This is a genomic window from Ruegeria sp. F12 (genome assembly GCF_056533885.1).
This window is the reverse complement of sequence record NZ_JBQFOV010000002.1, coordinates 395,590-417,921: the sequence shown is the minus strand read 5'-3', so window position 1 is coordinate 417,921 and position 22,332 is coordinate 395,590. Positions and strand designations below refer to the sequence as shown.

27 protein-coding genes are annotated in these 22,332 nt (G+C 60.6%); 16 read left to right on the top strand and 11 right to left on the bottom strand.

Translation table 11 applies throughout. The features are described from left to right. Positions 1 to 222: 222 nt before the first annotated feature. Positions 223 to 969: an FkbM family methyltransferase gene (locus ACR0CA_RS04735; RefSeq protein ID WP_480897586.1), complete on the top strand. Its 747-nt coding sequence runs from the start codon at positions 223 to 225 to the stop codon at positions 967 to 969. Positions 970 to 1,022: 53 nt separating this feature from the next. Here the strand turns inward: ACR0CA_RS04735 and ACR0CA_RS04730 are convergent, their stop codons facing one another. After that, positions 1,023 to 1,241 (bottom strand): hypothetical protein, encoded by a 219-nt coding sequence (locus ACR0CA_RS04730; protein ID WP_480897585.1) that lies wholly within the window; start codon positions 1,239 to 1,241, stop codon positions 1,023 to 1,025. A 114-nt stretch (positions 1,242 to 1,355) separates the two neighbouring features. Beyond that, entirely contained in the window at positions 1,356 to 2,042 is a 687-nt protein-coding gene (gene rpe, locus ACR0CA_RS04725; protein WP_480897584.1) for a ribulose-phosphate 3-epimerase, read from the bottom strand. Between the two features lie 163 nt (positions 2,043 to 2,205). Here rpe and phnC point away from each other — a divergent pair, with 163 nt between their 5' ends. The 5 genes from phnC (at position 2,206) to ACR0CA_RS04700 (ending at position 6,923) form a co-directional block, all read left to right on the top strand. Next, complete coding sequence (gene phnC, locus ACR0CA_RS04720; protein WP_480897583.1) at positions 2,206 to 3,027, top strand: phosphonate ABC transporter ATP-binding protein; 822 nt, start codon at positions 2,206 to 2,208, stop codon at positions 3,025 to 3,027. A gap of 63 nt (positions 3,028 to 3,090) precedes the next feature. Continuing rightward, positions 3,091 to 3,993, top strand: a complete 903-nt coding sequence (phnD, locus tag ACR0CA_RS04715) for a phosphonate ABC transporter substrate-binding protein (protein ID WP_480897582.1) — start codon at positions 3,091 to 3,093, stop codon at positions 3,991 to 3,993. A 69-nt stretch (positions 3,994 to 4,062) separates the two neighbouring features. Next, a complete protein-coding gene (phnE, locus tag ACR0CA_RS04710; protein ID WP_480897581.1) occupies positions 4,063 to 4,944 on the top strand; it encodes a phosphonate ABC transporter, permease protein PhnE in 882 nt (293 codons plus the stop codon). Then, positions 4,941 to 6,299, top strand: coding sequence for a phosphonate ABC transporter, permease protein PhnE (gene phnE / locus ACR0CA_RS04705; protein WP_480897580.1), 1,359 nt, complete (start codon positions 4,941 to 4,943; stop codon positions 6,297 to 6,299). Before phnE (ACR0CA_RS04710) ends, phnE (ACR0CA_RS04705) begins: the two co-directional genes overlap by 4 nt. A gap of 9 nt (positions 6,300 to 6,308) precedes the next feature. Further along, positions 6,309 to 6,923 carry an LbetaH domain-containing protein gene (locus tag ACR0CA_RS04700; RefSeq protein WP_170782966.1) on the top strand — a complete coding sequence of 205 codons (615 nt, stop codon included), beginning with the start codon at positions 6,309 to 6,311 and terminating at the stop codon, positions 6,921 to 6,923. Between the two features lie 161 nt (positions 6,924 to 7,084). Here ACR0CA_RS04700 and phnF read toward each other — a convergent pair whose 3' ends face one another. Next, the gene (gene phnF, locus ACR0CA_RS04695; RefSeq protein ID WP_480897579.1) at positions 7,085 to 7,795 is read right to left on the bottom strand and encodes a phosphonate metabolism transcriptional regulator PhnF; all 711 of its coding nucleotides are present in this window, start codon (positions 7,793 to 7,795) and stop codon (positions 7,085 to 7,087) included. 103 nt (positions 7,796 to 7,898) lie between these two features. Between phnF and phnG the strand changes: the two genes are divergently transcribed. Genes phnG through phnN form a run of 9 tightly spaced genes read left to right on the top strand, consistent with a single transcriptional unit; the run spans position 7,899 to position 13,885 of the window. Next, on the top strand, positions 7,899 to 8,357 hold the full coding sequence (gene phnG, locus ACR0CA_RS04690) for a phosphonate C-P lyase system protein PhnG (protein ID WP_480897578.1): 459 nt from the start codon (positions 7,899 to 7,901) through the stop codon (positions 8,355 to 8,357). Beyond that, a complete protein-coding gene (phnH, locus tag ACR0CA_RS04685; RefSeq protein WP_480897577.1) occupies positions 8,357 to 8,932 on the top strand; it encodes a phosphonate C-P lyase system protein PhnH in 576 nt (191 codons plus the stop codon). Before phnG ends, phnH begins: the two co-directional genes overlap by 1 nt. 3 nt (positions 8,933 to 8,935) lie before the next feature. After that, positions 8,936 to 10,027, top strand: coding sequence for a carbon-phosphorus lyase complex subunit (locus tag ACR0CA_RS04680; protein WP_480897576.1), 1,092 nt, complete (start codon positions 8,936 to 8,938; stop codon positions 10,025 to 10,027). Beyond that, positions 10,024 to 10,620 (top strand): HAD family hydrolase, encoded by a 597-nt coding sequence (locus tag ACR0CA_RS04675; RefSeq protein ID WP_480897575.1) that lies wholly within the window; start codon positions 10,024 to 10,026, stop codon positions 10,618 to 10,620. Before ACR0CA_RS04680 ends, ACR0CA_RS04675 begins: the two co-directional genes overlap by 4 nt. Beyond that, entirely contained in the window at positions 10,617 to 11,477 is an 861-nt protein-coding gene (locus ACR0CA_RS04670; RefSeq protein ID WP_480897574.1) for an alpha-D-ribose 1-methylphosphonate 5-phosphate C-P-lyase PhnJ, read from the top strand. The genes ACR0CA_RS04675 and ACR0CA_RS04670 overlap by 4 nt, the downstream gene beginning before the upstream one ends. Continuing rightward, positions 11,474 to 11,878 carry a VOC family protein gene (locus ACR0CA_RS04665; protein WP_480897573.1) on the top strand — a complete coding sequence of 135 codons (405 nt, stop codon included), beginning with the start codon at positions 11,474 to 11,476 and terminating at the stop codon, positions 11,876 to 11,878. The genes ACR0CA_RS04670 and ACR0CA_RS04665 overlap by 4 nt, the downstream gene beginning before the upstream one ends. A gap of 4 nt (positions 11,879 to 11,882) precedes the next feature. Next, a complete protein-coding gene (gene phnK / locus ACR0CA_RS04660) occupies positions 11,883 to 12,653 on the top strand; it encodes a phosphonate C-P lyase system protein PhnK (RefSeq protein WP_480897572.1) in 771 nt (256 codons plus the stop codon). 3 nt (positions 12,654 to 12,656) lie between these two features. Beyond that, a complete protein-coding gene (gene phnL / locus ACR0CA_RS04655) occupies positions 12,657 to 13,340 on the top strand; it encodes a phosphonate C-P lyase system protein PhnL (protein WP_480897571.1) in 684 nt (227 codons plus the stop codon). After that, positions 13,337 to 13,885, top strand: coding sequence for a phosphonate metabolism protein/1,5-bisphosphokinase (PRPP-forming) PhnN (phnN, locus tag ACR0CA_RS04650; protein WP_480897570.1), 549 nt, complete (start codon positions 13,337 to 13,339; stop codon positions 13,883 to 13,885). The genes phnL and phnN overlap by 4 nt, the downstream gene beginning before the upstream one ends. Here phnN and ACR0CA_RS04645 read toward each other — a convergent pair. Further along, positions 13,867 to 14,550 carry a DUF1045 domain-containing protein gene (locus ACR0CA_RS04645; protein ID WP_480897569.1) on the bottom strand — a complete coding sequence of 228 codons (684 nt, stop codon included), beginning with the start codon at positions 14,548 to 14,550 and terminating at the stop codon, positions 13,867 to 13,869. The two genes, phnN and ACR0CA_RS04645, sit on opposite strands and share 19 nt — an antisense overlap. A 52-nt stretch (positions 14,551 to 14,602) precedes the next feature. Between ACR0CA_RS04645 and ACR0CA_RS04640 the strand changes: the two genes are divergently transcribed. After that, a complete protein-coding gene (locus tag ACR0CA_RS04640; protein ID WP_480897568.1) occupies positions 14,603 to 15,742 on the top strand; it encodes an alpha-D-ribose 1-methylphosphonate 5-triphosphate diphosphatase in 1,140 nt (379 codons plus the stop codon). Between the two features lie 23 nt (positions 15,743 to 15,765). Here ACR0CA_RS04640 and ACR0CA_RS04635 read toward each other — a convergent pair whose 3' ends face one another. Genes ACR0CA_RS04635 through ACR0CA_RS04605 form a run of 7 tightly spaced genes read right to left on the bottom strand, consistent with a single transcriptional unit; the run spans position 15,766 to position 22,257 of the window. Continuing rightward, positions 15,766 to 16,242 carry a class I SAM-dependent methyltransferase gene (locus ACR0CA_RS04635; RefSeq protein ID WP_170782954.1) on the bottom strand — a complete coding sequence of 159 codons (477 nt, stop codon included), beginning with the start codon at positions 16,240 to 16,242 and terminating at the stop codon, positions 15,766 to 15,768. Beyond that, complete coding sequence (locus ACR0CA_RS04630) at positions 16,239 to 17,006, bottom strand: polysaccharide deacetylase family protein (protein ID WP_480897567.1); 768 nt, start codon at positions 17,004 to 17,006, stop codon at positions 16,239 to 16,241. Before ACR0CA_RS04630 ends, ACR0CA_RS04635 begins: the two co-directional genes overlap by 4 nt. Continuing rightward, entirely contained in the window at positions 17,003 to 18,145 is a 1,143-nt protein-coding gene (locus tag ACR0CA_RS04625) for a glycosyltransferase family protein (protein WP_480897566.1), read from the bottom strand. The genes ACR0CA_RS04630 and ACR0CA_RS04625 overlap by 4 nt, the downstream gene beginning before the upstream one ends. After that, positions 18,142 to 18,726 carry a histidine phosphatase family protein gene (locus tag ACR0CA_RS04620; RefSeq protein ID WP_480897564.1) on the bottom strand — a complete coding sequence of 195 codons (585 nt, stop codon included), beginning with the start codon at positions 18,724 to 18,726 and terminating at the stop codon, positions 18,142 to 18,144. The genes ACR0CA_RS04625 and ACR0CA_RS04620 overlap by 4 nt, the downstream gene beginning before the upstream one ends. Then, positions 18,723 to 19,799, bottom strand: coding sequence for a glycosyltransferase family 4 protein (locus tag ACR0CA_RS04615; protein ID WP_480897563.1), 1,077 nt, complete (start codon positions 19,797 to 19,799; stop codon positions 18,723 to 18,725). The genes ACR0CA_RS04620 and ACR0CA_RS04615 overlap by 4 nt, the downstream gene beginning before the upstream one ends. Further along, positions 19,799 to 21,046 carry a glycosyltransferase gene (locus tag ACR0CA_RS04610; RefSeq protein WP_480897561.1) on the bottom strand — a complete coding sequence of 416 codons (1,248 nt, stop codon included), beginning with the start codon at positions 21,044 to 21,046 and terminating at the stop codon, positions 19,799 to 19,801. The genes ACR0CA_RS04615 and ACR0CA_RS04610 overlap by 1 nt, the downstream gene beginning before the upstream one ends. Next, on the bottom strand, positions 21,043 to 22,257 hold the full coding sequence (locus ACR0CA_RS04605) for a glycosyltransferase family protein (RefSeq protein WP_170769877.1): 1,215 nt from the start codon (positions 22,255 to 22,257) through the stop codon (positions 21,043 to 21,045). The genes ACR0CA_RS04610 and ACR0CA_RS04605 overlap by 4 nt, the downstream gene beginning before the upstream one ends. Positions 22,258 to 22,332 lie beyond the last annotated feature (75 nt).

Sequence of the window (22,332 nt, the reverse complement as noted above, 5' to 3'; positions counted from 1 at the left end):
CGAAGGCGGCCGCACCGTCGGCGCCGGCGTTGTGTCGAAAATCACTGAGTAATCGGTGAAGGTGCTGAGATTATTCGTCGAATAATCTCGGGCCTAAACGTTGAACTAAAGAAGGCCGTTCCACAGGGGGCGGCCTTTTTCGTTGTGCTTGTGGCAAAGCGATGTTTCTTTAGCTCGACTGCTTCGCCGACTGTGTTAGGCGCGCCAACGGAGAATTCACCTATGGATGACATCGAAATTCGATTGGCTCGGCGTCTGAAACGTCGGGGCTATCAAGTATCGGTCAATAGAGAGAGCGGGGACTATATCGCAAGCCTGGGCTTTGAGGCCGCCACTATTTTCGATGTTGGCGTCGCGTCGGGCACCTCTCATCTGTATGAGGCCTTTCCAAAGGCGAAATTTGTTCTGGTCGAGCCGATCGCGGACTATGAAATTAAGCTGCGCAAGAATTGGGGCGACAAAATTGATTTCGACTTCCATGCCTGTGGCGTTGGCGCGGAAAACGGGCAGACGACCCTTCATATACCGACAGTTGCTGGCCGAGTGTTGGGAACGCGCGCCACGATGATGGCCTTTGACGAAGCCGCCAGTACGCATACGTCGGGCATAGAGGAAAGACAGGTGCCCGTCCGCACTTTGGATGAGATTGCGCGTTCTTACGATGGGCCTTTTGGCCTGAAGATCGATACTGAAGGGTTCGAGATTGAGGTGATCAGGGGCGCAAGCGAAATGCTGCAAAACTGCGCCTTTGTTCTGGCCGAGGTCTCGGTTCGGCGGCGATACCAGGGTGGTTATAGGTTCAGTGACTTCGTGGCGGTGATGGCCGAGAAGGGCTTCGAACTGCACGATTTCATTCGACCTCCATCACCAGAAGCCACGGATTGCGACGCGATCTTCGCGCCCTATGATAGCGCCAAATTTGACTATCGGGACGCAAAACTGTCCCGAATGACAAGCAAAGCCAAATAGCGCAGGGATGCTCCTGAGCCCTGCGCCACAAACCACCTTTAATGGGGCTGCGTTTAGATCACGTCCGCCAGAACCAGTCGGATGATGTCTTCGCGTTTCAAGCTGCGTGCGCGCAGGTCCTGATCGCTCATGACCCAATAGGCCCGGATGCGCCGCACCGAAGAACGGGCCTTGGACAGCTTGACCAGTGCCGTGCGCAGTCTATGCGGCAAGCGCCCGGTCATGCCAACGGGGTTAAAGCTGTACGGGCGGGGTGAGGAGGGTTTGGACATGGAAACACGCCATAGGTTTGAATTCTGACAGTCCGAAACCTAATCGCAGCTTATGCGGTTAGGTAGCTGAAATCAGACATAGCCGCAGTGCAGCAGGTGCATGGCCCGCAGGCGTTAAAGTGCTGATTCTGCGGCGGCACGCACGTTACGGATGTTCTGGCCATATACCTCGGGGGCCGAGACTGATCCGCCTTTGAACACAGCCGACCCTGCGACCAGAACGTCGGCACCAGCCGCCGCGACCAGTGGGGCGGTGTTTGGATCGACGCCGCCGTCGATCTCAATATGAATGGGGCGGTCGCCGATCATCTGGCGCAGACGGCGGACCTTGTCGGTCATGTCGATGAATTTCTGCCCGCCAAAACCGGGGTTCACGGTCATCACACAAACCAGATCAGTCAGGTCCAACAGGTGTTCGACCGCCTCGGCCGGGGTGCCAGGGTTCAGGGCAACACCAGCCTTCATGCCAGCAGCGCGGATCGCTTGCAGGGTTCGGTGAGTGTGCGGCCCTGCCTCAATGTGCGCGGTCAGGATGTCGGCACCGGCATCGGAATAGGCCTGAATGTAGGGATCGACCGGAGTGATCATCAGATGGACATCCATAACTGTTTTCACATGCGGTCGGAACGCTTTGACCGCCGGAGGGCCGAAGGTCAGGTTAGGTACGAAATGACCGTCCATCACATCCACGTGGACCCAATCGGCGCCCTGGGCTTCGATGGCCTGAATCTCGGCGCCGAAATTGGCGAAATCGGCGGACAGAATCGACGGTGCGATCTTGATGGTGCGGTCAAAGCTCATGGCGGCCTCATGTCATCAGTAGAGTCGTCGTCGCATATACCGCCGACGTCCTACAAAGGGTAGCCCCCGCGCATTTTGCGCCGTTACAAAAATTTCACTGCCCTGACACATATTCGTTGAGCAGGATCTGTAGCTGACCGCCAACATGTATTGGGGGTGGCACGTGCTGCGTATCGAAAAACTGACCAAGCGCTTTGGCGACAATATCGCCGTGGACCGGGCCACGCTGGACGTGGACAAACCTTGCATGATCGGGATCATCGGTCGTTCCGGTGCAGGGAAATCGACCTTGCTGCGGATGTTCAACCGCCTGACGGACGCCAGCGAAGGCGAGATCACTTTCCAAGGACGTGATGTCACCAAGCTGAAGGGCCGCGACAAGCGTGCCTGGCAGGCCGATTGCGCGATGATCTTCCAACAGTTCAATCTGGTGCCGCGCATGGATGTGGTGTCGAACGTGCTGCATGGTACGCTGAACCGCCATTCGACATTGGCGACCATGTTTAACCTATTTCCGATGGAGGAAATTCACCGCGCCATCGATATTCTTGACCGTCTGGGCATTGCAGAGCACGCACCCAAACGGGCCGAGGCGCTGTCAGGTGGGCAGCAACAGCGGGTCGCCATTGCGCGCGCGCTGATGCAGGATCCAAGCATAATTCTGGCGGACGAACCCATTGCCTCGCTGGACCCGATGAATGCGCAGGTCGTCATGCAGGCACTGCGCCGCATCCATGAAGAAGACGGCCGCACAGTAATCGCCAACCTACACACGCTGGATACGGCTCGTCGCTATTGCGACCGCGTTGTCGGTATGCGTGACGGTCGCATCGTGTTCGACGGCCTGCCTGAGCAACTGACAACCGGCGTCGCCCGCGAGATCTATGGCGCTGATGCCAGCTTCTCGGAAGAGGCGACATCGACCGAGATTGAGACGCTGGATGCGACTCAGAAGGCCCTGATGGAAGCAGAAGCAACCATCTAAGCCAACTACCCCTTTCATCGACCGGCCGATGAAAGGCCGGCATATCAAACCGGAGAGAAACAGATGAAAAAACTGATGGCAGCCCTAGCGGCCACAACTGCAATGGCCGCGCCGGCCCTGGCCGCGGATATCAACGAATTCCGCATCGGCATTCTGGGCGGTGAAAACGCTCAGGACCGTCTGAACAACAACGAATGCCTGCGCGAATACACCGAGGAAACACTGGGTGTTGAAACCAAACTGTTTGCACCAGCTGACTATGACGGCGTGATCCAGGGCCTACTGGGCGGCACCATCGACATGGCGTGGCTGGGTGCTTCGGGTTATGCGAAAACCTACTTGTCTGATCCCGAAGCGGTCGAGCCGGTTCTGGTCAAGGTCAACACCGATGGCGGTTATGGCTATTTCTCGATCGGTTTTGCGCGCAAAGACAGCGGCATCACCTCGCTGGAGGACATGAAGGGCAAGACCTTTGGTTTTGGCGATCCGAACTCGACCTCGGGCTACCTGATCCCGTCGATCGAAATCCCAGCGGCAACGGGTTCCACCATGGAATCGGGCGACTATTTCGGTGAGGTGAAATTCACCGGTGGCCACGAGCAGACCATCGTTGCCGTGAACAACGGTGACGTCGATGGTGGCGTAACTTGGGCTGACGGCCTGGGCGATTGGGAAGATGGGTATCAGTCGGGCGCGCTGCGTCGCGCTGTTGATGCCGGTCTGGTCGACATGAACGACATGGTCCAGATTTGGAAATCCAAGCCGATCCCCGAAGGTCCGGTTGTTCTGCGCACCGCGCTGCCTGCAGATGTAAAAGAGAAAATGACCGCTCTGATGGCTGGTCTGGCTGAGAAAGACCGTGAGTGCTTCTACGGCGTTGCCGCCGGTGAAGCCCGCGCGTTCGAGCCGATCACGCATGACGCGTATGAGATCATCATCGAAGCGCGCAAGCTGAAGTCCAACTAAGCCTGCACACCCCAAAGACCGGGGTCCGGTGTTCCAAGCCGGGCCCCGTTTTCCACTCAGGAGCATTCCATGACAGACCTGACCGCAGGGTCCCCGACCGTCGACCAGATCCGGGCCGACTATACCGAGATGACACGACGCAAGCGGGTCTATGGTGGTATTCTTCTGATTGTTTTCGTGGCTTTGATGGTTGCCGGGTTTCGTACGGCGGATGACCGCAATGCCGGTAGTTTCGCGGATGGTTGGCACCGTATCTTTGACTACCCGGCAGAGGTGCTGTCCGAAGCCTGGGAAAAGATCGACGCGTTGCCCGCCAATCTGGTCAAGTTCTTCCCTGCGCTGATTGAAACGATCAACATCGCCGCCGCATCTACGCTGATCGGCACCATTGCGGGTACGTTCCTTGCGCTGATGTCCACACGTGGAATGGCGCTTTGGCCCGCGCTGATCCCCCTGTTTAGGCGTATCGCCGATATCTGTCGCGCTATCCCTGAAATCGTGATCGCTCTGGTCCTGATCTTTATTCTGGGTGGCGGCCCGGTTCCGGCGATGATCGCCATTGCAATCCATACGGCTGGCGCACTGGGCAAGTTGTTTTCTGAGGTGAATGAGAACGCCTCATTGAAACCGGTCGAGGGTTTGGCTTCGGTCGGCGCGAACTGGTCGCAGCGCATGTACCTGGGCGTGATCCCTCAGGTTGGGCCGAACTATGTCAGCTACGCGCTGCTGCGGTTCGAGATCAACATTCGCGCCTCGGCCATTCTGGGTTTCGTCGGTGCAGGTGGTCTTGGCTATGAGCTGCGTAACTCGATGTCCTGGGGGCAGGGCAAGTACGATCAGGCCGCCGCGATTTTCTTGCTGTTGTTCGTCACCATCGTTGTGGTCGACCAAATCTCGGGCCATCTGCGTGATCGCCTAACCCACGGATCCGAGAAAGGAGCGCGGGCATGAGCACCTTCGCCACTGACCTCACCCTTGATGAGCTGAAGGCCGAGGCTGATCGTCTATTCAGCCGAAAGCGCCTGATCAATTTTGGATTGCCTGCGTTGGTGCTGGTCTATCTGACCTATGTGTTTTTCGCTTTCGACGTGCCCGGATTGGCCGGACGCGCCAACTGGGAAAACGGCAAGACGCTGGTGGCTGACAGCTACAGTTACAAAACCCACATCGAGCGTGACAATCGCACAGGTGAAGTCTCGGCTGCAATCGAAGGTGAGCGCAAGGGTGCATATCCCGAAGGCCAAGCGCCGGATTGGGTCGCTCTGGGCGAGACCACGGTGATTGATCTGGAAGACGGCCATATCGTGCGGTTCGGCCCCGAGACGGTGGAATATGACATCCCCGGTTATGGCACGGTGCGTGCTACGCCGACCCGTTCGGCGGGTGTTCAGGCCGAGCTGCCCGCAGGCGACGTGCCCGACTGGATCAATGTCTCAAAGAACCGGATGGCGATCACCACGGATGCCGGCCGCCTGACCGTGACGCGCAACCGGTCCGAAGTGTTCCGCTATTTCAACGGGTGGGAGCTGTTCTTCTTCACCCTCGATAGCCCCTACTATGGCAAGTCGTTCCCGCAACTCATTGGGCTGGCCGCAAATGGTGAGGCGGGCGCGATCCTGAATGATTTCTGGACCAACAAGATGTGGCGCCATCAGGACGTGGCCTGGGCCATTTTCGAGACGATCCTGATGGCCTTCCTCGGAACCTTGGGGGCAAGCATTGTGGCCCTGCCGCTGGCTTTTCTTGCGACCCGCAATTTCAACCCGCTGCGTTCGGTTCGGTTTCTCACGCGCCGGGTGTTTGATTTTGTGCGCGGTGTGGACGCTCTGATCTGGACCGTCGTTCTGGCGCGGGCATTCGGACCCGGTCCGCTGACGGGTGCGCTGGCCATTCTGGTGACAGACACGGGGACGTTCGGCAAGATTTTTTCGGAAGCGCTGGAGAATGTGGATCAAAAACAGATCGAAGGCGTCCAATCGACCGGAGCCAATGCGCCGCAACGTTATCGGTTCGGGGTGATCCCGCAGGTGACGCCGGTGCTGCTCAGCCAGTTGCTCTATTTCCTCGAATCCAACACGCGCAGCGCCACTGTGATTGGTGCGATTACGGGCGGTGGGATCGGCTTGTTGCTGACGCAGGCCATCATCACCCAGAAAGACTGGGAAGAGGTTGCCTACTACATCGTTCTGATCATCCTGATGGTGATGCTGATGGATTGGTTCTCGGGCTGGTTGCGCCGCCGATTGATCCAGGGCGAAACGAAGCCGCAACGGAAAAAGGCAAAGATCGCTTTATCCGCGAGCTAAGGAAATCACATGGCACGACTGAGTTCCGATCAACCGTTTATCCACCCAGATTGTGCGATCACCAACAGCACATTCGGCGCGTATGTCGAAATTGGTGCCGGGACGCGATTGGCCAATGTGGAGCTTGGGGACTATTCATATTGTGACAGGACCTGTGATATCGCGAACGCACAGATCGGCAAGTTTGCCAACATCGCCAGTTTTACCCGAGTCGGTGCAACGGATCACCCGATGGAGAAAGCCTCGTTGCATCACTTCCTGTATCGTTCGGCGGATTATTGGGATGACGTAGAAGATGATGCAGCTTGGTTCGAACATCGCGCCAGTCGGATGACCGTGATTGGTCATGACACATGGGTCGGCCATGCTGCGATCATCAAACCCGAAGTCACAATTGGTCACGGTGCGATTGTGGCCTCAGGCGCGGTCGTGACCAAGGATGTCACACCATACACCATTGTAGGTGGTGTGACGGCTGCTCCGATCCGGCCGAGATACCCCGCTGGCGTCGCGGAACGAATGCTGGCCTTGGCCTGGTGGGATTGGGACAATGCGCGCCTGCGGGCTGCGCTTCCGGATTTCCGGTCGCTGCAGGCGGAAGCGTTCCTCGAGAAATACGAGTAGCCGCAACATGTGTGGGCGTGGTCCTCCCGCGCCCGCGCACGCATCGGCTACGCCGATACCCGCTGGCGGCCTTGGGCCCGGCGCCGCGCTTTGCGCGGCGCTATGCCCAACGGGATGAGACCTCCGGCAGGAGGTTGAAGACGGGCGGGAGCATTTTGGGCTCAATCATCCCCAAGTGTCAGAGTAACGCGCTCACCGGCAAATGTGGTGCGGCCATATTCGATGGGTGTGCCATCGGGCGCTATGTTGATACCGATCGAATGCAGGACAGGGGCACCCTCGGGCAAGCGCAGGTGCAAAGCCTGGGTTGCGCTCGCGGCGCGTGCGGTCAGGCGGGTGGAGTGGCGGGTGTAGTCGTCGATCCCACAGCGTTGCAATGCTTTGGTCACGGATTGTGTCTCGGACAAGGCGGTCAGAATATTGGGCAGGCGCTTGGCCGGAAAGACGCTTTGAAACAGAGCGATCGGCTGACCATCCGCTAAAGACAAGCCGTCATAGACGTGCACCGGATCGCCGGGGGTCAGACTCAGGGCCTCGGCCTCGGCCGCATCGGACGTTCGCGTTGTCAGGCTCAGGATTTTCTTGCCCGGAATTTTTCCGCTGGCCGATATGCTTTGGTGGTACCTGACGCGTTTTCCGATCGGATAGTCGGTGGGTCGCGCTGCCACAAAGACACCTGCTCCGCGCCGGGGGTGAACTAGCCCTTGCTCGGTCAGGTCTGCCAGAGCGCGTCGCACCGTATGGCGGTTCACACCATGCTTGGCGGCCAGTTGCGCCTCGGTCGGAAGTCGGTCGCCGGTGTCATAGCGGCCTTCGGCAATATCTGAGATCAGTGCCAACGCGATGCTTTTCCAGATGGGTGTTTTACTCATGTCATCAAATCTTCATGCACCGGTGGATTGCGGAAGGTACCGTTGAGGTGTAATATTTGTCTAGTTGTATAGTATAAATAGACAACCCATCCAAGAGGGTCCGATGACGGAATTGTCAGAAATCAACACCGAAGCGCGTCGGGCGTGGATGGGTCTTCTGGCCCGCGCGCCCGAAGACGCATTAATGGCCCTTTGGCAGAAATATGCCGCGCCTCCGCGCTTTGAATGGCTGCGACGCCCTGAAATCGGCGGCGTTATGGTGCAGGGTCGTGCAGGGGCAACGGGCGCCCCATTCAACCTTGGGGAAATGACCGTCACCCGGTGTTCGGTGGTGTTGGAGGATGGCACGGTCGGGCACGGCTATGTCCAGGGCCGGTCGAAGCCAAAATCTGAGGCTGCCGCGCTGATTGACGCGTTGATGCAAACTGCTGCGGCGGATGAAGTCCGTGCCCAAGTGATCGCCCCTTTGTCAGAACGTGTGCAGGCAGACAACACCCGGCGCGCGGCCAAAGCTGCTGCCACCAAAGTTGAGTTCTTCACACTGGTTCGGGGAGAGGATTGATGACCGCACAAGCTCAGTTTTCGGGTGGGTTCGAGAATGCTCCGGTTCAGTCGTCTCACGCCTTTCGCGCCGCGATGACCGTTATGGCGCGGCCCGGTGAGATCAGAACGCTGGCCGGGGCACAGCCACCTGCGCCGCTGTCGGTTGCGGCGGGCACGTTGCTGCTGACATTGTGCGACCCCGACACCAAGGTTTGTCTGGCCGGAGAGTTAGACACGGATGCCGTGCGGCAATGGCTGACATTCCACACCGGCGCACCCTTTACGGATGCAGCGCAGGCCGACTTCGTGGTCGGTACGTGGCAAGCGCTGTTGCCGATCGGGCAGTACCGCATCGGGACGGCAGAATATCCTGACCGCTCGGCCACCCTGATCGTGGAGTGTGATGGTCTGAGTGCGCAGGGGGCCCAGTTGTCGGGGCCGGGCATCCGGGACACGGCCCGACTGTCGCTGCCTGATATTCCGGCGCTGCAAGCCAATGCGGCGCTTTATCCGCTGGGCTGCGATTTCTTCTTCACATCTGGTGCAACCGTGGCGGCCTTGCCGCGCAGTACCCAGATCAGCGCGGAGGTGTAACCGATGTATGTCGCTGTCAAAGGGGGTGAGAAGGCGATTGAAAACGCCCATGCCTGGCTGGCCGAAGAGCGCCGAGGCGCGCCGGATGTGGCCGAGCTGAGCATCGCCCAAATCCGCGAACAGCTAAGCCTTGCGGTGAACCGGGTGATGGCCGAAGGGTCGCTGTATGACCCTGATCTTGCTGCACTGGCGATTAAACAGGCGCGCGGAGATCTGATCGAGGCGATTTTCCTGATCCGAGCCTACCGCACGACGCTGCCGCGCTTTGGGTACACCAACCCGGTTGCGACAGGCGATATGGCCTGCGACCGGCGCATTTCGGCCACGTTCAAGGATGCGCCCGGCGGGCAGGTGCTGGGGCCGACCTTCGACTACACCCATCGTTTGCTGGATTTCAAACTGGCCGCAGAAGGCGGCGACCCGATTGCGCCCGAAGCCGCGCCGCGCACCGAGCCAACGCCACATATCACCGAATTCCTCAAGGGTGAGGACATCATTCAGGATGAGCTCACAAGCGACGAAACACCGGGCGACCTGACACGTGAACCGATGGAGTTCCCCTCGACCCGTCCCCTGCGTCTGCAATCCCTGACCCGCGGGGATGAAGGGTTCGTGTTGGGTATGGCGTATTCCACGCAACGCGGATACGCCCGCAACCATGCGTTCGTGGGCGAACTGCGAATTGGCAGCGTCGCGGTTGAGATGGATATTCCGGAACTGGGCTTTGCCATCGAAATCGGTGAAGTCGAGTTGACCGAATGCGAGACGGTCAACCAGTTCAAGGGCTCAAAAACCGAACCACCTCAGTTCACCCGCGGTTATGGTTTGGTCTTTGGTCAATCCGAGCGTAAATCCATTGCCATGGCTCTGGTCGACCGCGCCTTGCGGTGGGAGGAGTTGGGCGAAGACAATCTGGGCGCGCCCGCGCAGGATGAGGAATTTGTCCTAAGCCATGCCGACAACATTCAGGCCACCGGTTTCTTGGAACATATCAAGCTACCGCATTACGTGGATTTCCAGTCCGAACTGGAATTGGTCCGAAAACTGCGCCGCGAGGCTGAGGAACGGATCACGCCCAAGGAGGCTGCGGAATGAAGGTCGTTGTATTCGATATCGGCGGCGTATTGGTTGATTGGCACCCCCATCTTGCCTGGGTTGACGATCTGGGGTCCGAGGACGCCGCCCATGCCTTTATCGAACGCACCGGGTTCAAAGCCAAAAACGCACGGGGAGACAATGGCGAGCGGTTCGCCGATATGGCCAAAGAGTTGGCGGACCCGGAGGATCAGAACCTGTTCGCCTCCTACGTGGAGCGATATACACTCACTGTTCAGAACGCGGTTAACGGCACTTGGGATATCCTCGATCGCCTCAAGGCGAATGGAACCCCCGTCCACGCTATTACCAATTGGTCGGCCGAAACCTGGCCAGAGGGTCTGAAAGTGCATCCCCGGTTGGGTGAGGTGTTCGGCACGTTGGTGGTGTCGGGTCAGGAAGGCGTCATGAAGCCTGATCCGCGTATTTTTAGACTTCTGTGCGAACGGGCCGCTGTTCAGACCCAAGACTGCGTGTTCATCGACGATGGTTTGCACAATGTCGAAGGCGCGCGTGCTGTGGGAATGGACGCTATTCATTTTGTCGGCGCCGAAGCACTGGAAACTGAATTGTCCGAGAGGGGAATACTATGAGTGAGTACAATTTCGCCTATCTCGACGAGCAAACCAAGCGGATGATCCGGCGGGCGATCCTCAAAGGACTGGCGATACCTGGATATCAGGTGCCCTTTGCCAGCCGCGAGATGCCGATGCCTTATGGCTGGGGCACCGGCGGGGTGCAGGTCTCGGCCGCGACGCTGACGCCGGATGATACGTTCAAGGTGATTGATCAGGGCGCGGATGACACGACTAACGCGGTCTCGATCCGTAAGTTCTTTGAGAACACCGCCGGGGTCGCGACCACCGAAGAAACCGAAAAGGCCACTGTCATCCAGACCCGCCACCGGATCCCCGAGGCCAAGCTGACCGAGGATCAGATACTGGTCTATCAGGTGCCGATCCCCGAGCCTCTGCGCTTTCTGGAACCGCGTGAGACGGAAACGCGCAAGATGCACGCGCTTGAAGAATACGGGCTGATGCATGTGAAACTGTATGAAGATATTAGTCAGCACGGGGCAATTTCGACTTCATACGCCTATCCGGTAAAAGTGTCCGGGCGCTATGTGATGGATCCGTCTCCTATCCCTAAATTCGATAACCCCAAGCTGGAAATGGACGCGATCCAGCTGTTCGGCGCGGGGCGCGAGCAGCGCATCTATGCGGTGCCGCCGCACACCAAGGTCGTCAGCCTCGACTTCGAGGACCATCCGTTCGAGGCGACCAAGGCAGACCATCCCTGCGACCTGTGCGGGGCCGAAGACAGCTATCTGGACGAGGTGATCACGGATGACGCGGGCAACCGGATGTTTGTCTGTTCCGACACCGACTACTGCCGCTCGCGCCGCGCGGCGGGGCATGAGGGGCGTTTGGCCAAGGAGGATGCAGCATGATGCGCGAACACGTTCTGGGAATTGATCATCTGGGCCTGACCGTTTCGGATCTCGAAGCGACCAAGGCGTTTTTTGTCGAGGCGCTGGGCTGGGATGTGGTTGGTGGACGGCCCGAGTACCCCTCGGCCTTTATCAGCAACGGTTCGGCGGTTCTGACCCTTTGGCAGCAAAAGGGCGACGATCAGCGCGGCTTTGACCGCCACGCCAATGTAGGGCTGCACCATGTGGCGTTCAAAATCCCATCGCGCGAGTCTTTGGATGTGGTGTTTGCCGCTGTGAAAGACTGGCCGGGTATTCAGGTGGAGTTTGCCCCCGAACCTTCGGGTGCTGGGCCAAAAATCCATTTCATGATCCGAGAGCCCGGAGGCAACCGGATCGAATTTGCCTATGATCCGAGGTAACCCCATGACCCCGCTGTTAAGCGTTCAGAACATCCGTAAAACCTATGGCACCCGGATCGGCTGTACCGACGTCAGCTTTGATCTCTATCCCGGCGAGGTTATGGGGATCGTCGGTGAAAGCGGCTCGGGCAAGTCGACGTTGCTGAATTGTCTGGCCGGTCATCTGGAACCGGACGGGGGGCGGGTTGTTTTCGATACACGAACCGACGGGCCGGTGGATACGGTGACCATGTCCGAACCCGAACGTCGGATGCTTGGGCGCACCGACTGGGCCTTTGTCCACCAGCACGCGCGCGACGGGCTGCGCATGTCGGTCAGCGCGGGCGGCAATATTGGCGAGCGTCTGATGGCCGTCGGTGACCGTCACTATGGCGACATCCGCGACAAGGCCATCGACTGGCTGGGCCGGGTCGAGATCGAAGCGAACCGAGTTGATGACCGTCCCACCGCCTTTTCCGGTGGGATGCAGCAGCGGTTGCAGATCGCGCGCAATCTGGTGACGGGGCCTCGGCTGGTGTTCATGGATGAACCGACGGGCGGGCTGGATGTTTCGGTTCAGGCGCGTCTGCTGGACTTGCTGCGCGGGTTGGTGCGCGAGATGGGGCTGAGCGCCATCATCGTCACGCATGATCTGGCCGTGGTGCGCCTGTTGGCGGACCGGCTGATGGTGATGAAAGACGGTCATGTGGTCGAATCCGGCCTGACCGATCAGGTGCTGGACGATCCGCAACATGCGTACACGCAGTTGCTGGTCTCAAGCGTGTTGCAGGTGTGAGAGATGATTGAACTGAACAACGTCAGCAAAAGCTTTACCCTGCACAATCAGGGCAGCGCGGTGATCCCTGTGATGGAGGGCGCGACACTCAGCGTGGCAGCCGGGGAATGCGTGGCTTTGACCGGAGCGTCCGGGGCGGGCAAATCCACCCTGATGCGGGTGATCTACGGCAACTATCTGGCCGCCTCGGGGCAAGTCATGGTGGGCGGTGTGGATGTGGCTCAGGCCGAACCACGCGAAATTCTGGCCCTGCGGCGAGAGACGCTGGGCTATGTCAGCCAGTTCCTGCGGGTGGTGCCGCGCGTGCCGACGCTTGAGGTGGTGGCCGAGCCTCTGCTGGCCGTCGGATGCGACCGTCAGGCGGCGCTCGACAAGGCGGCAGGGCTACTGGCCCGGCTGAACATTCCTGAGCGCCTCTGGACGCTCAGCCCCACGACCTTTTCGGGCGGTGAGCAGCAGCGCGTGAACATCGCGCGGGGCTTTGCGCACGACTATCCGGCGATGCTGCTGGATGAGCCCACCGCCTCGCTGGACTTGCAGAACCGTGAAACCGTGCTGAGCCTGATCGAAGAAGCGAAGGCGCGCGGTGCGGCGATCATCGGCATTTTCCACGATGTCGGCGCGCGTGAACGGGTGTGCGACCGTGAGATCAACGTCTCGGATTTCACACCAGGGCTGGCGGCATGACCCTTGCGCCGGTCATCGCGGTTGTCGGACCCTCGGGCGTTGGCAAGGACAGCGTGATCGAGGCGCTGGAGGCGCGCTCCGCACGTATTCACCGGATGCGCCGGGTGATCACCCGCCCCGAGGGCAAAGAGGGTGAGGATTTCGACCGGGTCTCCGAAGGTACATTTCGGCAGATGGTGGATGAGGATGCCTTTGCCCTGCACTGGCCGGCCCATGGGTTGCTGTATGGGGTGCCCCAAAGCATCCAGCAGCTGCGGGGGCAGGCGGATGCAGTTTTGGTGAACCTGTCCCGATCCGTGCTTTTGCGCGCGCAAGAGGTGTTTGGTGATCTGGTCGTGATCTCGCTGACTGCCGACCCGCGGGTGCTGGCGCAGCGCCTGTCGGCGCGTGGGCGCGAAAGTGCGACGGATCAGGCTCGTCGACTTGAACGCGCGCAGATCACGCTGCCCGATGGATTGCGCCGGGTGGTGCAGATCGACAATTCCGGCCCACTGGACCAGACAGTTAACGCCATCATCACCCAGCTTCAGCTGGAAAGGGCATAGCGATGGATCAGGTGAAACCGCCCGTCCTCGGCCTCGCCCATCAGCGCCAGATCGGTGATGTGGAACGGCGTGGGCAGCAGGGGCGCAAGCCGCGTGTCCAGCGCATCCTGAACGGTGGCCAGCGTCGGTTTGTCCAACTTGCCGCTGAGGGTGATGTGAAAGCGGAACGAGTCCATCACGTAAGGGTATCCCCATTGCACCAGATTGCCCTCATGCGCTGGCGACAGCCCGGTGCCACGACGACGCTGCAATTCGGCCTCGGATGCGGGCTCGCGGAAGCTGTCCAGATCACGCACGCAGGCGGCGGCCAGCGCGTTCAGCGCGGCCCCGTCACCTTTGGGGCGCAGGGCCAGGAACCGGCCCAGTCGTGCGATCTCAAGCCCCTCCAACGTGACCGGAGCCTGCGCAGCAGCCATCTGCGCGCAAGCCTCGCGCAGCGCTTGAACGGATTGCCCGTCGCGCAGCCGGAACGGCGGCTTCATCGTCGCGTGCAGCCCGTATTTGCGCGGCACCTGCGTGACGGCAGCCACGTCAACATCTGGGATATCGGGGTGCGCGACCGTCGCGCCGGTCTCAACGTCCCAGCCCAGCCAACTTGTGCCAAACCGGGTCCACTCGGCCCCCTCGGGTGGCGCAAAATAGATCGCGTATCGCGTGAATGTCACATTGGCCTCCTATCCGTGGCCTACCCAATAGCTCAGACCGTGTGAAGTTCAGATGACAGAAGAAATGATCCTTGCCAATGCCACGCTGGTTCTGCCCGATGAGACGGTCACAGGCAGCATCTGCGTCACCGGTGAAACCATCGCCGAGATCGCCACGGGCAGAACCGTGCCGCCCGGCGCAGTGGATTGCGGCGGCGACTATGTCTGCCCCGGTCTGGTCGAACTGCACACGGACAATCTGGAACGCCACATCCAGCCGCGCCCCAAAGTCGACTGGCCCCATGCGGCGGCGATTTTGGCGCACGATGCGGAACTGGCCAGCACCGGGATCACCACTGTGTTCGACGCCATGCGCATCGGTTCGATCCCATCGGGCAACCGCTACAAGAAATACGCCCGCGAGCTGTCGCGCGAACTGTGGGATCTGCGCGAACAGGATGCGCTGAAGATCAGCCATTTTCTACACCTGCGGGCCGAGGTCTGCTCGGAAACCCTCGTGGCCGAGCTGGACGAGTTCGGCCCCGAGGATCGTGTCGGTTTGGTGTCGCTGATGGATCACACGCCCGGCCAAAGGCAGTTCCGCGATATGACCCAGCTTGAGGCCTACATGAAGGGCAAGCATGGCATGAACGATGATGACTTCCTGCAGCACGTGGCACAACTGAAGGCGTTGCGCGATCGGTTTGGCGATCAGCACGAGGTCGAGACGGTCAAGGCCGCCAAACGGTTCGGGGCGATGCTGGCCAGCCACGATGACACGACGCAGGATCAGGTGGCCGTTTCGGCGGGGCATGGCATCACGCTGGCTGAATTCCCCACCACGGTCGAGGCCGCCCGGGCCTGCCACGATCACGGAATCAAGGTTATGATGGGGGCGCCTAATGTGATCCGGGGTGGGTCTCATTCCGGCAATGTTGCGGCGCAGGAACTGGCTGATCTGGGCCATCTGGATATTTTGTCGTCAGACTATGTGCCCGCTGCGCTGCTGCTGTCGGCAACCCGCCTGGGCGATATGTGGGGCAATATGGCGCGTGGTCTGCGCACTGTGACGCAAACACCTGCACAAGCTGTGGGTCTACAGGATCGCGGTGAGCTGCGTGAAGGTGCCCGCGCCGATGTCATTCGCTTCCGTCTGCGCGAGGGTGCTCCTGCGTTGAACGGCGTTTGGTCGCGCGGACGGCGTGTGGCCTGATTGGGTGCGTCAGATCAGTCTGATCAGGCGCGATAGAACAGGTAGCGGTCTGGCGCGATGGTTTCAGGCCCGGTGATTTGGTCAAAACCTACCAGTGGTTGCCCTGAGATCAGCAGCCCTCCGGGCAACATGACCTGCGCGATCAAGGGGCTGAGGCGGGCGGCTTCGGCCACGTCATCGGCCTTGATGCCGCGCCCGAAATCATAGTGTGCCATGGCGATCTTCGGCCCGCCTTGGGCCAGTTTTTCCAGCATGGGTTCAGCTTCGCCTTGCAGGAAATCCTCGGCAGGGGGGGTGCTGGAGGGGTGGCATTGCAGCACCCGGTCCATCACCCAGATGCGCCGGTCGGGTAGGATTTCGCGCAGGTGGTCATAGGTCCGGCCATTACCAAGACCCATGTCCAGAACGTCTCCGGGGTGGTCCGCTATCTGCGCGACCGCCCAGTTCAGCCCGTCGCGCTGGGCAGTCAGGCGGCGCAGCATGGAATCCAATCGGCTCATTGAGGTCTCCGTAAGGTCTCGGGGGCAGTCCAGAGGGTCGTGGGCCCATCCAGAAGCCGCCGCAAGAAGTCATGGGTGAAGGTCCAGATGTCGTCATCATGAACCAGATGATGGGTCAGGTAGCCGAAGGGTTCGGCGTTGTCCGCGCGTCCCAAACGCCTGTCGCGAAGCAGATCGACGGTCTGGACGACAAGCTGATCCGGCGCGATCAGCCCGCGCGTGCCGCGCCAGTCAATCGGGTCTAGATGGGTGTTCACCTGATCCAGCCCCGATGCGGTTTGCGCGATTTTGCGCGGTGTCGCGGTCGAAAGTGTTGTGAAACCCAGCGTGGGCAAGTTCTGCACTACTTCGGGCGCGATACGGTTCCACGGGGGCACGAATAGCGGCCGTAGCCGGTGCCCAAACAGGGTGGTCAACCTATCCAGCCCGGCTTTGGCGTCTTTCATGATCTCGGGCAAGGGTCGGTGCAGCCGGAATTCGGCTTTCTTTTCGGCCGCCGGAGCATGGTTCTGATGCGCCCAGCCGTGGACGACTGGGACCAGCGCTGAATGTGCCTGTACATAGTCGGCCAAAGCGTGATCGGCATTCCGTGGGATCACGGCGAGATGAACAGGCAGCCCAAGCGCGTCGGACAGCTGAGTCAGACGCTCCAATTGCGCGGTTGTGGTGATCGCATCGTCATCCCGCCACCAAAGCGGCAGTGACAATCCCTCTTGCCGCCACAGTGCCAGTTCTGCTTCCAGAGAGTGCCAATCGACCTTCATCCCCGACGCTCCAGCAGAGCCTTGGCGATCTCGACAGATTTGGCCGCGCCGTCAAATCCGTGGTCGGGAACGGGCCGCGCGGGTGCGTTCAGAACGCGGTCTACAGCCTGTGCAAGGGATGCACCGCTCAGATCGTGGCTGGCAACCAATGCGACCCCCGGCTGATCCGATAGGCTTTGGGCGCGCAGGGTCTGTTCGACCTCATTGCCGTCATCGAACGGGACAAAGACCGCAGGTGTCGCGGCCTGAAGAATATCAAGTGCTGTATTGTAGCCGCACATGCTAATCGAGGCTGCGGCGTGGCGCAGCATCTGGCGAAAATCGGGTCGCACGGGTTCCACGGTGACATTGGCGATGCCCACCAAATCCGACAGTTGAGCAATGCGCACCTGAGCGTCCTGCCCCCCAACCAGCAGGCGCCAGCGCCTGTTGGTCATCTTTTGGGCGGCCTCGATGGCCGCGCGAAAGATCGGCTGCCCGACCGAGCCTCCGCCCGCGCTGACCAGAACCTCACCTTGCCCCAACGCGTCGGGGTGTGGAGGGGCCGCCTCCGGGGCGACAAACCCGGTGTAGTACAGCCTTGGGCGCAACCGCTCTGACACTGGCCAGCTTACGTCCAGCGAAACCATCTGCGGGTCAGAATGCACCAGAACCCCATCGTATGTGGTCAGCACGATCTCTTCTGCGCGCGTGGCTTTGCTTGGTTTTGAGGGCGGCGCAAGGATGTCCCGGATCGAGCCCAAAATCACCGGTCGTTTGGGCAGTGCAAAGGCGGCCTTGAGCAAGGCGATGAACTCAGCGCTCAGGGACCGTCGGCCAAACGGAAATAGTTCGGTTATCAGCACATCAGGGGCAAAACTGCGCACCGCCTCAACCAGAGCTGCCTGCCGCCCGGCCAGATATGCTACATCGGCAACTTCGTCGGTCTGGGTCAGCAGCCGGGTGAAATCTGTTCCGTCCGAGCGCAGCGGCGGCAGACCCAGCAAGGTCATGCCCGTCACATTCAGCTGCGGCGCAGGCATTCCGCCCGTTACCACCAGAACCTGATGGCCGTCTTGCACAAACGCGCGCCCCAATGTCAGTGCGCGGCTCAGGTGCCCCGTGCCCAACAGATGAGTGACGACGATCATCACCTTCATGCCGCGCCATCCCTTTTGATCAGGCGGAGAGGTTCGGTCTGGGCGCGCATGGTCTTCATGTCAATGATATAAAGCCGGTTCCGTTTGATTTTGAAAGGGGCGGGTCCATCAAATTCCCAAGACCAAGCTTGCGCCAGAATGACCCGCATGATGCCGATATGGCAGACAGCAACCGTGTCGCCCGTCAGGCAACCTAACCACGGGCGTAGACGGTCGCGAACTTCGGCCGGACTTTCGCCGTTTGGGGGGCGGAAGTCCCACCCCCAATCTTCGATATGTCGATAGCCACTGTCGGGCTCAGCCAGTAAATCAACGCCGCGCAACCCTTCCCAATCGCCCCAATTCATCTCGGTCAGCGCCTCTGCGGTCAGAGGGTCGCGCCCGGCCACCAGACGCGCTGTTTCCTGCGCGCGTTTCAGGGGGCTGGACCAAAGCGCCGCCTGATCCCAAGGCGCGGGCAATGCGTAAGTCGCAAGCTCGGACCGGGCCGCGTCATCCAATGGAATATCGCTGCGCCCTTGGATACGCCCGGCGCGGTTCCATGCCGTATGACCATGGCGGAGCAAGGCAAGCCGGGTCATTTCTGCCCCCCGATCAGGGGTCGCACCGCTTGCCAGAAGCGTTTGGTGGCGGCGGGTTGAAGATGGCGCGCGGCAACATGCGCTTGGGCCGCAGCGCCAATGTCTCGGCGCAGTGAGGGATTGGCCAACAGGGTTTGCAACCGGTGCCCCAACCCGGCCGGGCCGTCCTCGACCGTTGGGTAGTCCGACGGGGCCAGAACGTCGCGCACGCCCGGACGGTCTTGCGCAACGACCGGCAGGCCGCAGGATTGCGCCTCAAGATAGACCATGCCGTAGGCTTCGTTTACGCCGGGCCAGACGAGCAGCGACACCTTTTGATAGTGCGCCTGCATATCGGCGCGGTCCAACTGGCCCAAAAAACGAACCTTCGCCCCAAAAGGTGCCATCAGAGCCTCAACCTCGGCCCGCGCCGGGCCATCGCCCGCGATATCCAGAGACCACGCGCCGTCCAGCAACGCCAGAGCCTGTGCCAGAATCTGGTACGAGGCCAGCTTGTCCCCGTGCCGCATCATCCCGACGACCAGCATAGGGCCTTCACAAACCGCCGCACCCGGAAGGTCCGCGCGAGGCAGGAAGGGCGGCAATTCGATCAGCTGCTGTGACCTGTGTCTTTCACGTGCCAGTGTGATCAGATCGTTGGCCGTGTGGTAGAAGATCACCTGCGCCGCATCGCAGGCCTCATGGGCGGCTTGGGCGAACCCTGCCCAGGGGCCGGTTAGACGGCTGGTCGCGCGCGTGCTTTCCAGTTGCACATAGGGGATTTTCCGCGCCCGGCTGACCCGCGGGCCCAGCAAGTCAGGTGCCTTGTAATAGTTGTGATACGTCACCCAAAGGGCGGTATCTGGGGCGAGCGTATGGACCAGGCGTTGGACCTCGGCGTCAGCCTCGGTGCGCAGCTTATCCTGGACCTGAGCGTCGCCGGTTTTGTCGAAAACGCGCAGATGCGAGACCAGATCGACCGCGTCCCCCTGCGCACCAATCGCTGCCAAAAGGTTACGCGCCATTTCCCGGTCGCCGGACGGCACCGGGCTGTCAGGGGATTTCATCGGCGTGTAGAACGCAACGCGTGCCATCAGCCCCGGTCCGCCCCCAATGCGCTTAGTCGTTTTGACAGCAAAGCAATGCCGGGATCCATGCGGAATTCGGCGATCAGGCGGTCATAGGCGTTACCGGCCATCTGCATCGCCTTAGCAGGGTCTTGCGCCATCCTGGTGATCGCTGCGGCCAGTGCGGCGGGCGCATCTTCGGATAACAGGCCATGGATTCCGGTGTCGATAAATTCTGGTATGGCCGAAACCGGTGTGGATAGGATTGGCAGCTTTTGCGAGGCGGCCTCCATTAGTACATTGGGCAGGCCGTCCCGGTCGCCGTCGGCGGCGATGCGGCTGGGCAGGACGAAGAGATCGGCCTTGCGCATGGCTTCGATAACTTCGGGCTGGTCGCAGGCCCCTTTCCAGGTGATCCGCGCTGCAAGCCCGGCATCTTCGGCACGCCCGGCCAGCGTTTCGGCCAGCGTGCCGCCGCCGATATGCGTCCAGTGCCAGTCAAGAGCCTCGGACAACAGCGCGAAGGCGTCGATCAGGCGGTCAAAGCCCTTTTTCTCGACCAGCCGCCCGACCGAGATCATGTGAAACGGCGCGTCAGGCGCGCGCTGCGTGCGCTCGGGCGGGTCCGGAAAACGACTCAGGTCCAGCCCGTGATAGATCAGATCGACACGCTTGGGATCGTCGGCCAGGTTGCGCAGGTGCGTGGCGCCGATGGCGGTGCAGGTTGCACCAAAGGCAGCACCATGGGTGCTGGCCTGAAGCTTTTCAGCTTTTTCCCAGTCGGGCGAGGTCCAGATATCCTTGGCGTGGGCGGAAAAGCTCCACGGCAGGTCGCGCATAATGGCGGCATAGCGCGCGACCGAGGACGGCGTGTGCATGAAATGCGCATACATGACCCGCGTGTCCTGCGGCAATTCAGCGGCAAGCACGCAAGCCTGACCAAAGCGGCGAATGCGGTTGTGAGTCGGGTCGCGGCGCAGATCTGCACGCCAGATCCGGTAGGCCTCGGCATAACCGGGCAGGGCCTGCGCGGCACGGCGCGCGGCCCAGACGCGTTGGGGTTCCTGATACAGATACTCGGGCAGGTAATGCACCTGACCCTTAAACCGGTCATGCAGCGGATGGCGTTTGACGTCGGTGGGATGGCGTAGTGACCAGATGTCGAACCGATGGCCCGCATCCTGCAATGCAACCAGTTCCTGAGCGATGAACGTTTCCGACAGGCGCGGCCACCCTTTGACCAGCACCGCCAGATTAGGAGGCGCAGATGTCATCCGATAGCCCGTTCCTGTTCTCCGTTCAGCAGGGCGTCAACGCGGTCCGTGACATAGTCCAGCCCGTCCAACAGCCCGTCGCCAATGGCTTGGGACGGCAGGGGCTGATCGGGCAGGGCGCGAATGGCTGCAATCATTGCCTCGGGAGTCAGGCCATCGCGGCTTTCGTCCAGCATCCGCACCAGCCCCAGCTCTTCTGCGCGCGAGGCGCGAATCCACTGTTCCAGACGCGGGGTCGTGCGAGGAACAATGACGGCGCGTTTGTCAAAGGACAGCACTTCGCAGAACGTGTTGTAGCCGCCCATGCAGACGACACCGGCGGCCCCGGCAAACAGGGTTTCAATCTGGGATTCAAAACCGACAGCAGTCACGCGACCGTTCAACGCCGCAACGCGCGTTTCGAAATCGTCCCGCAACTCGCCCGACAGGAACGGACCATAGACCAGCACGGCGCGGGGCGACAGGGTGGGGTCTTTTTCGTAAGCCGACAGAACAAGGTTCACCATCGCCTTGCCGTCGCCGCCCCCTCCGGGGGTGATCAGGATATATGGCTGCTCGGGCGGTTCGCCCACGGGGCCAAGATCACGGCGCAGATAGCCGGTCCAATGGATGCGCGATTGTACCTCGGGGCTCAGCGGTAGGCCACGTGTCGGGTCGTAGATCGAGCGTAGCCCATAGACCCAGATCTCGTCATAATAGGCCTCGGTTGCAGCGACCGCCTCTTTACGATCCCATTCAGCGGCCAGAACCTCGGGCTCATCCAGAACGTCGCGCAATCCAAGGACCATTTTGGTTCTTCTGCTTTGCATCAGACAGTCAAGGGTCGGCAGCAGCTCGCCCCGGAAGCCGGTAGGTTCCTTGTCGACGATAAGCACATCCGGATCGAATTGCTGCACTGACGTTCGGATTAAACCCGAGCGTAGTTCGGTCACTTCTTCGATACCCATGCCCATGGTCTGTGAGGCATAGGACCCGTCAGCGCGTTTTGTAACACCGGGTAGACGAACGTGATCCACCCGACGCGGAAAGGTAAACCGCCCGGCAACGGGCGAGCCGGTCAGGATCAGTGCCGAGGCCGAAGGGTCCGCCTGTGTCATTGCAGCGGCCAGAGCACGCGAGCGGCGCAGATGACCCAAACCAAAGGTGTCGTGGCTGTAGAACAGAATACGGGGCGCACGTCCGGCTATTTTCTGTTTTCTTTTAAGGCTCATACTTTTGCCTGTGTCCGTGTCTTGGTGCATGTCCGCGCGGGTGCACTTCTATCGTATTTGTTTTCGGTCGGCTTG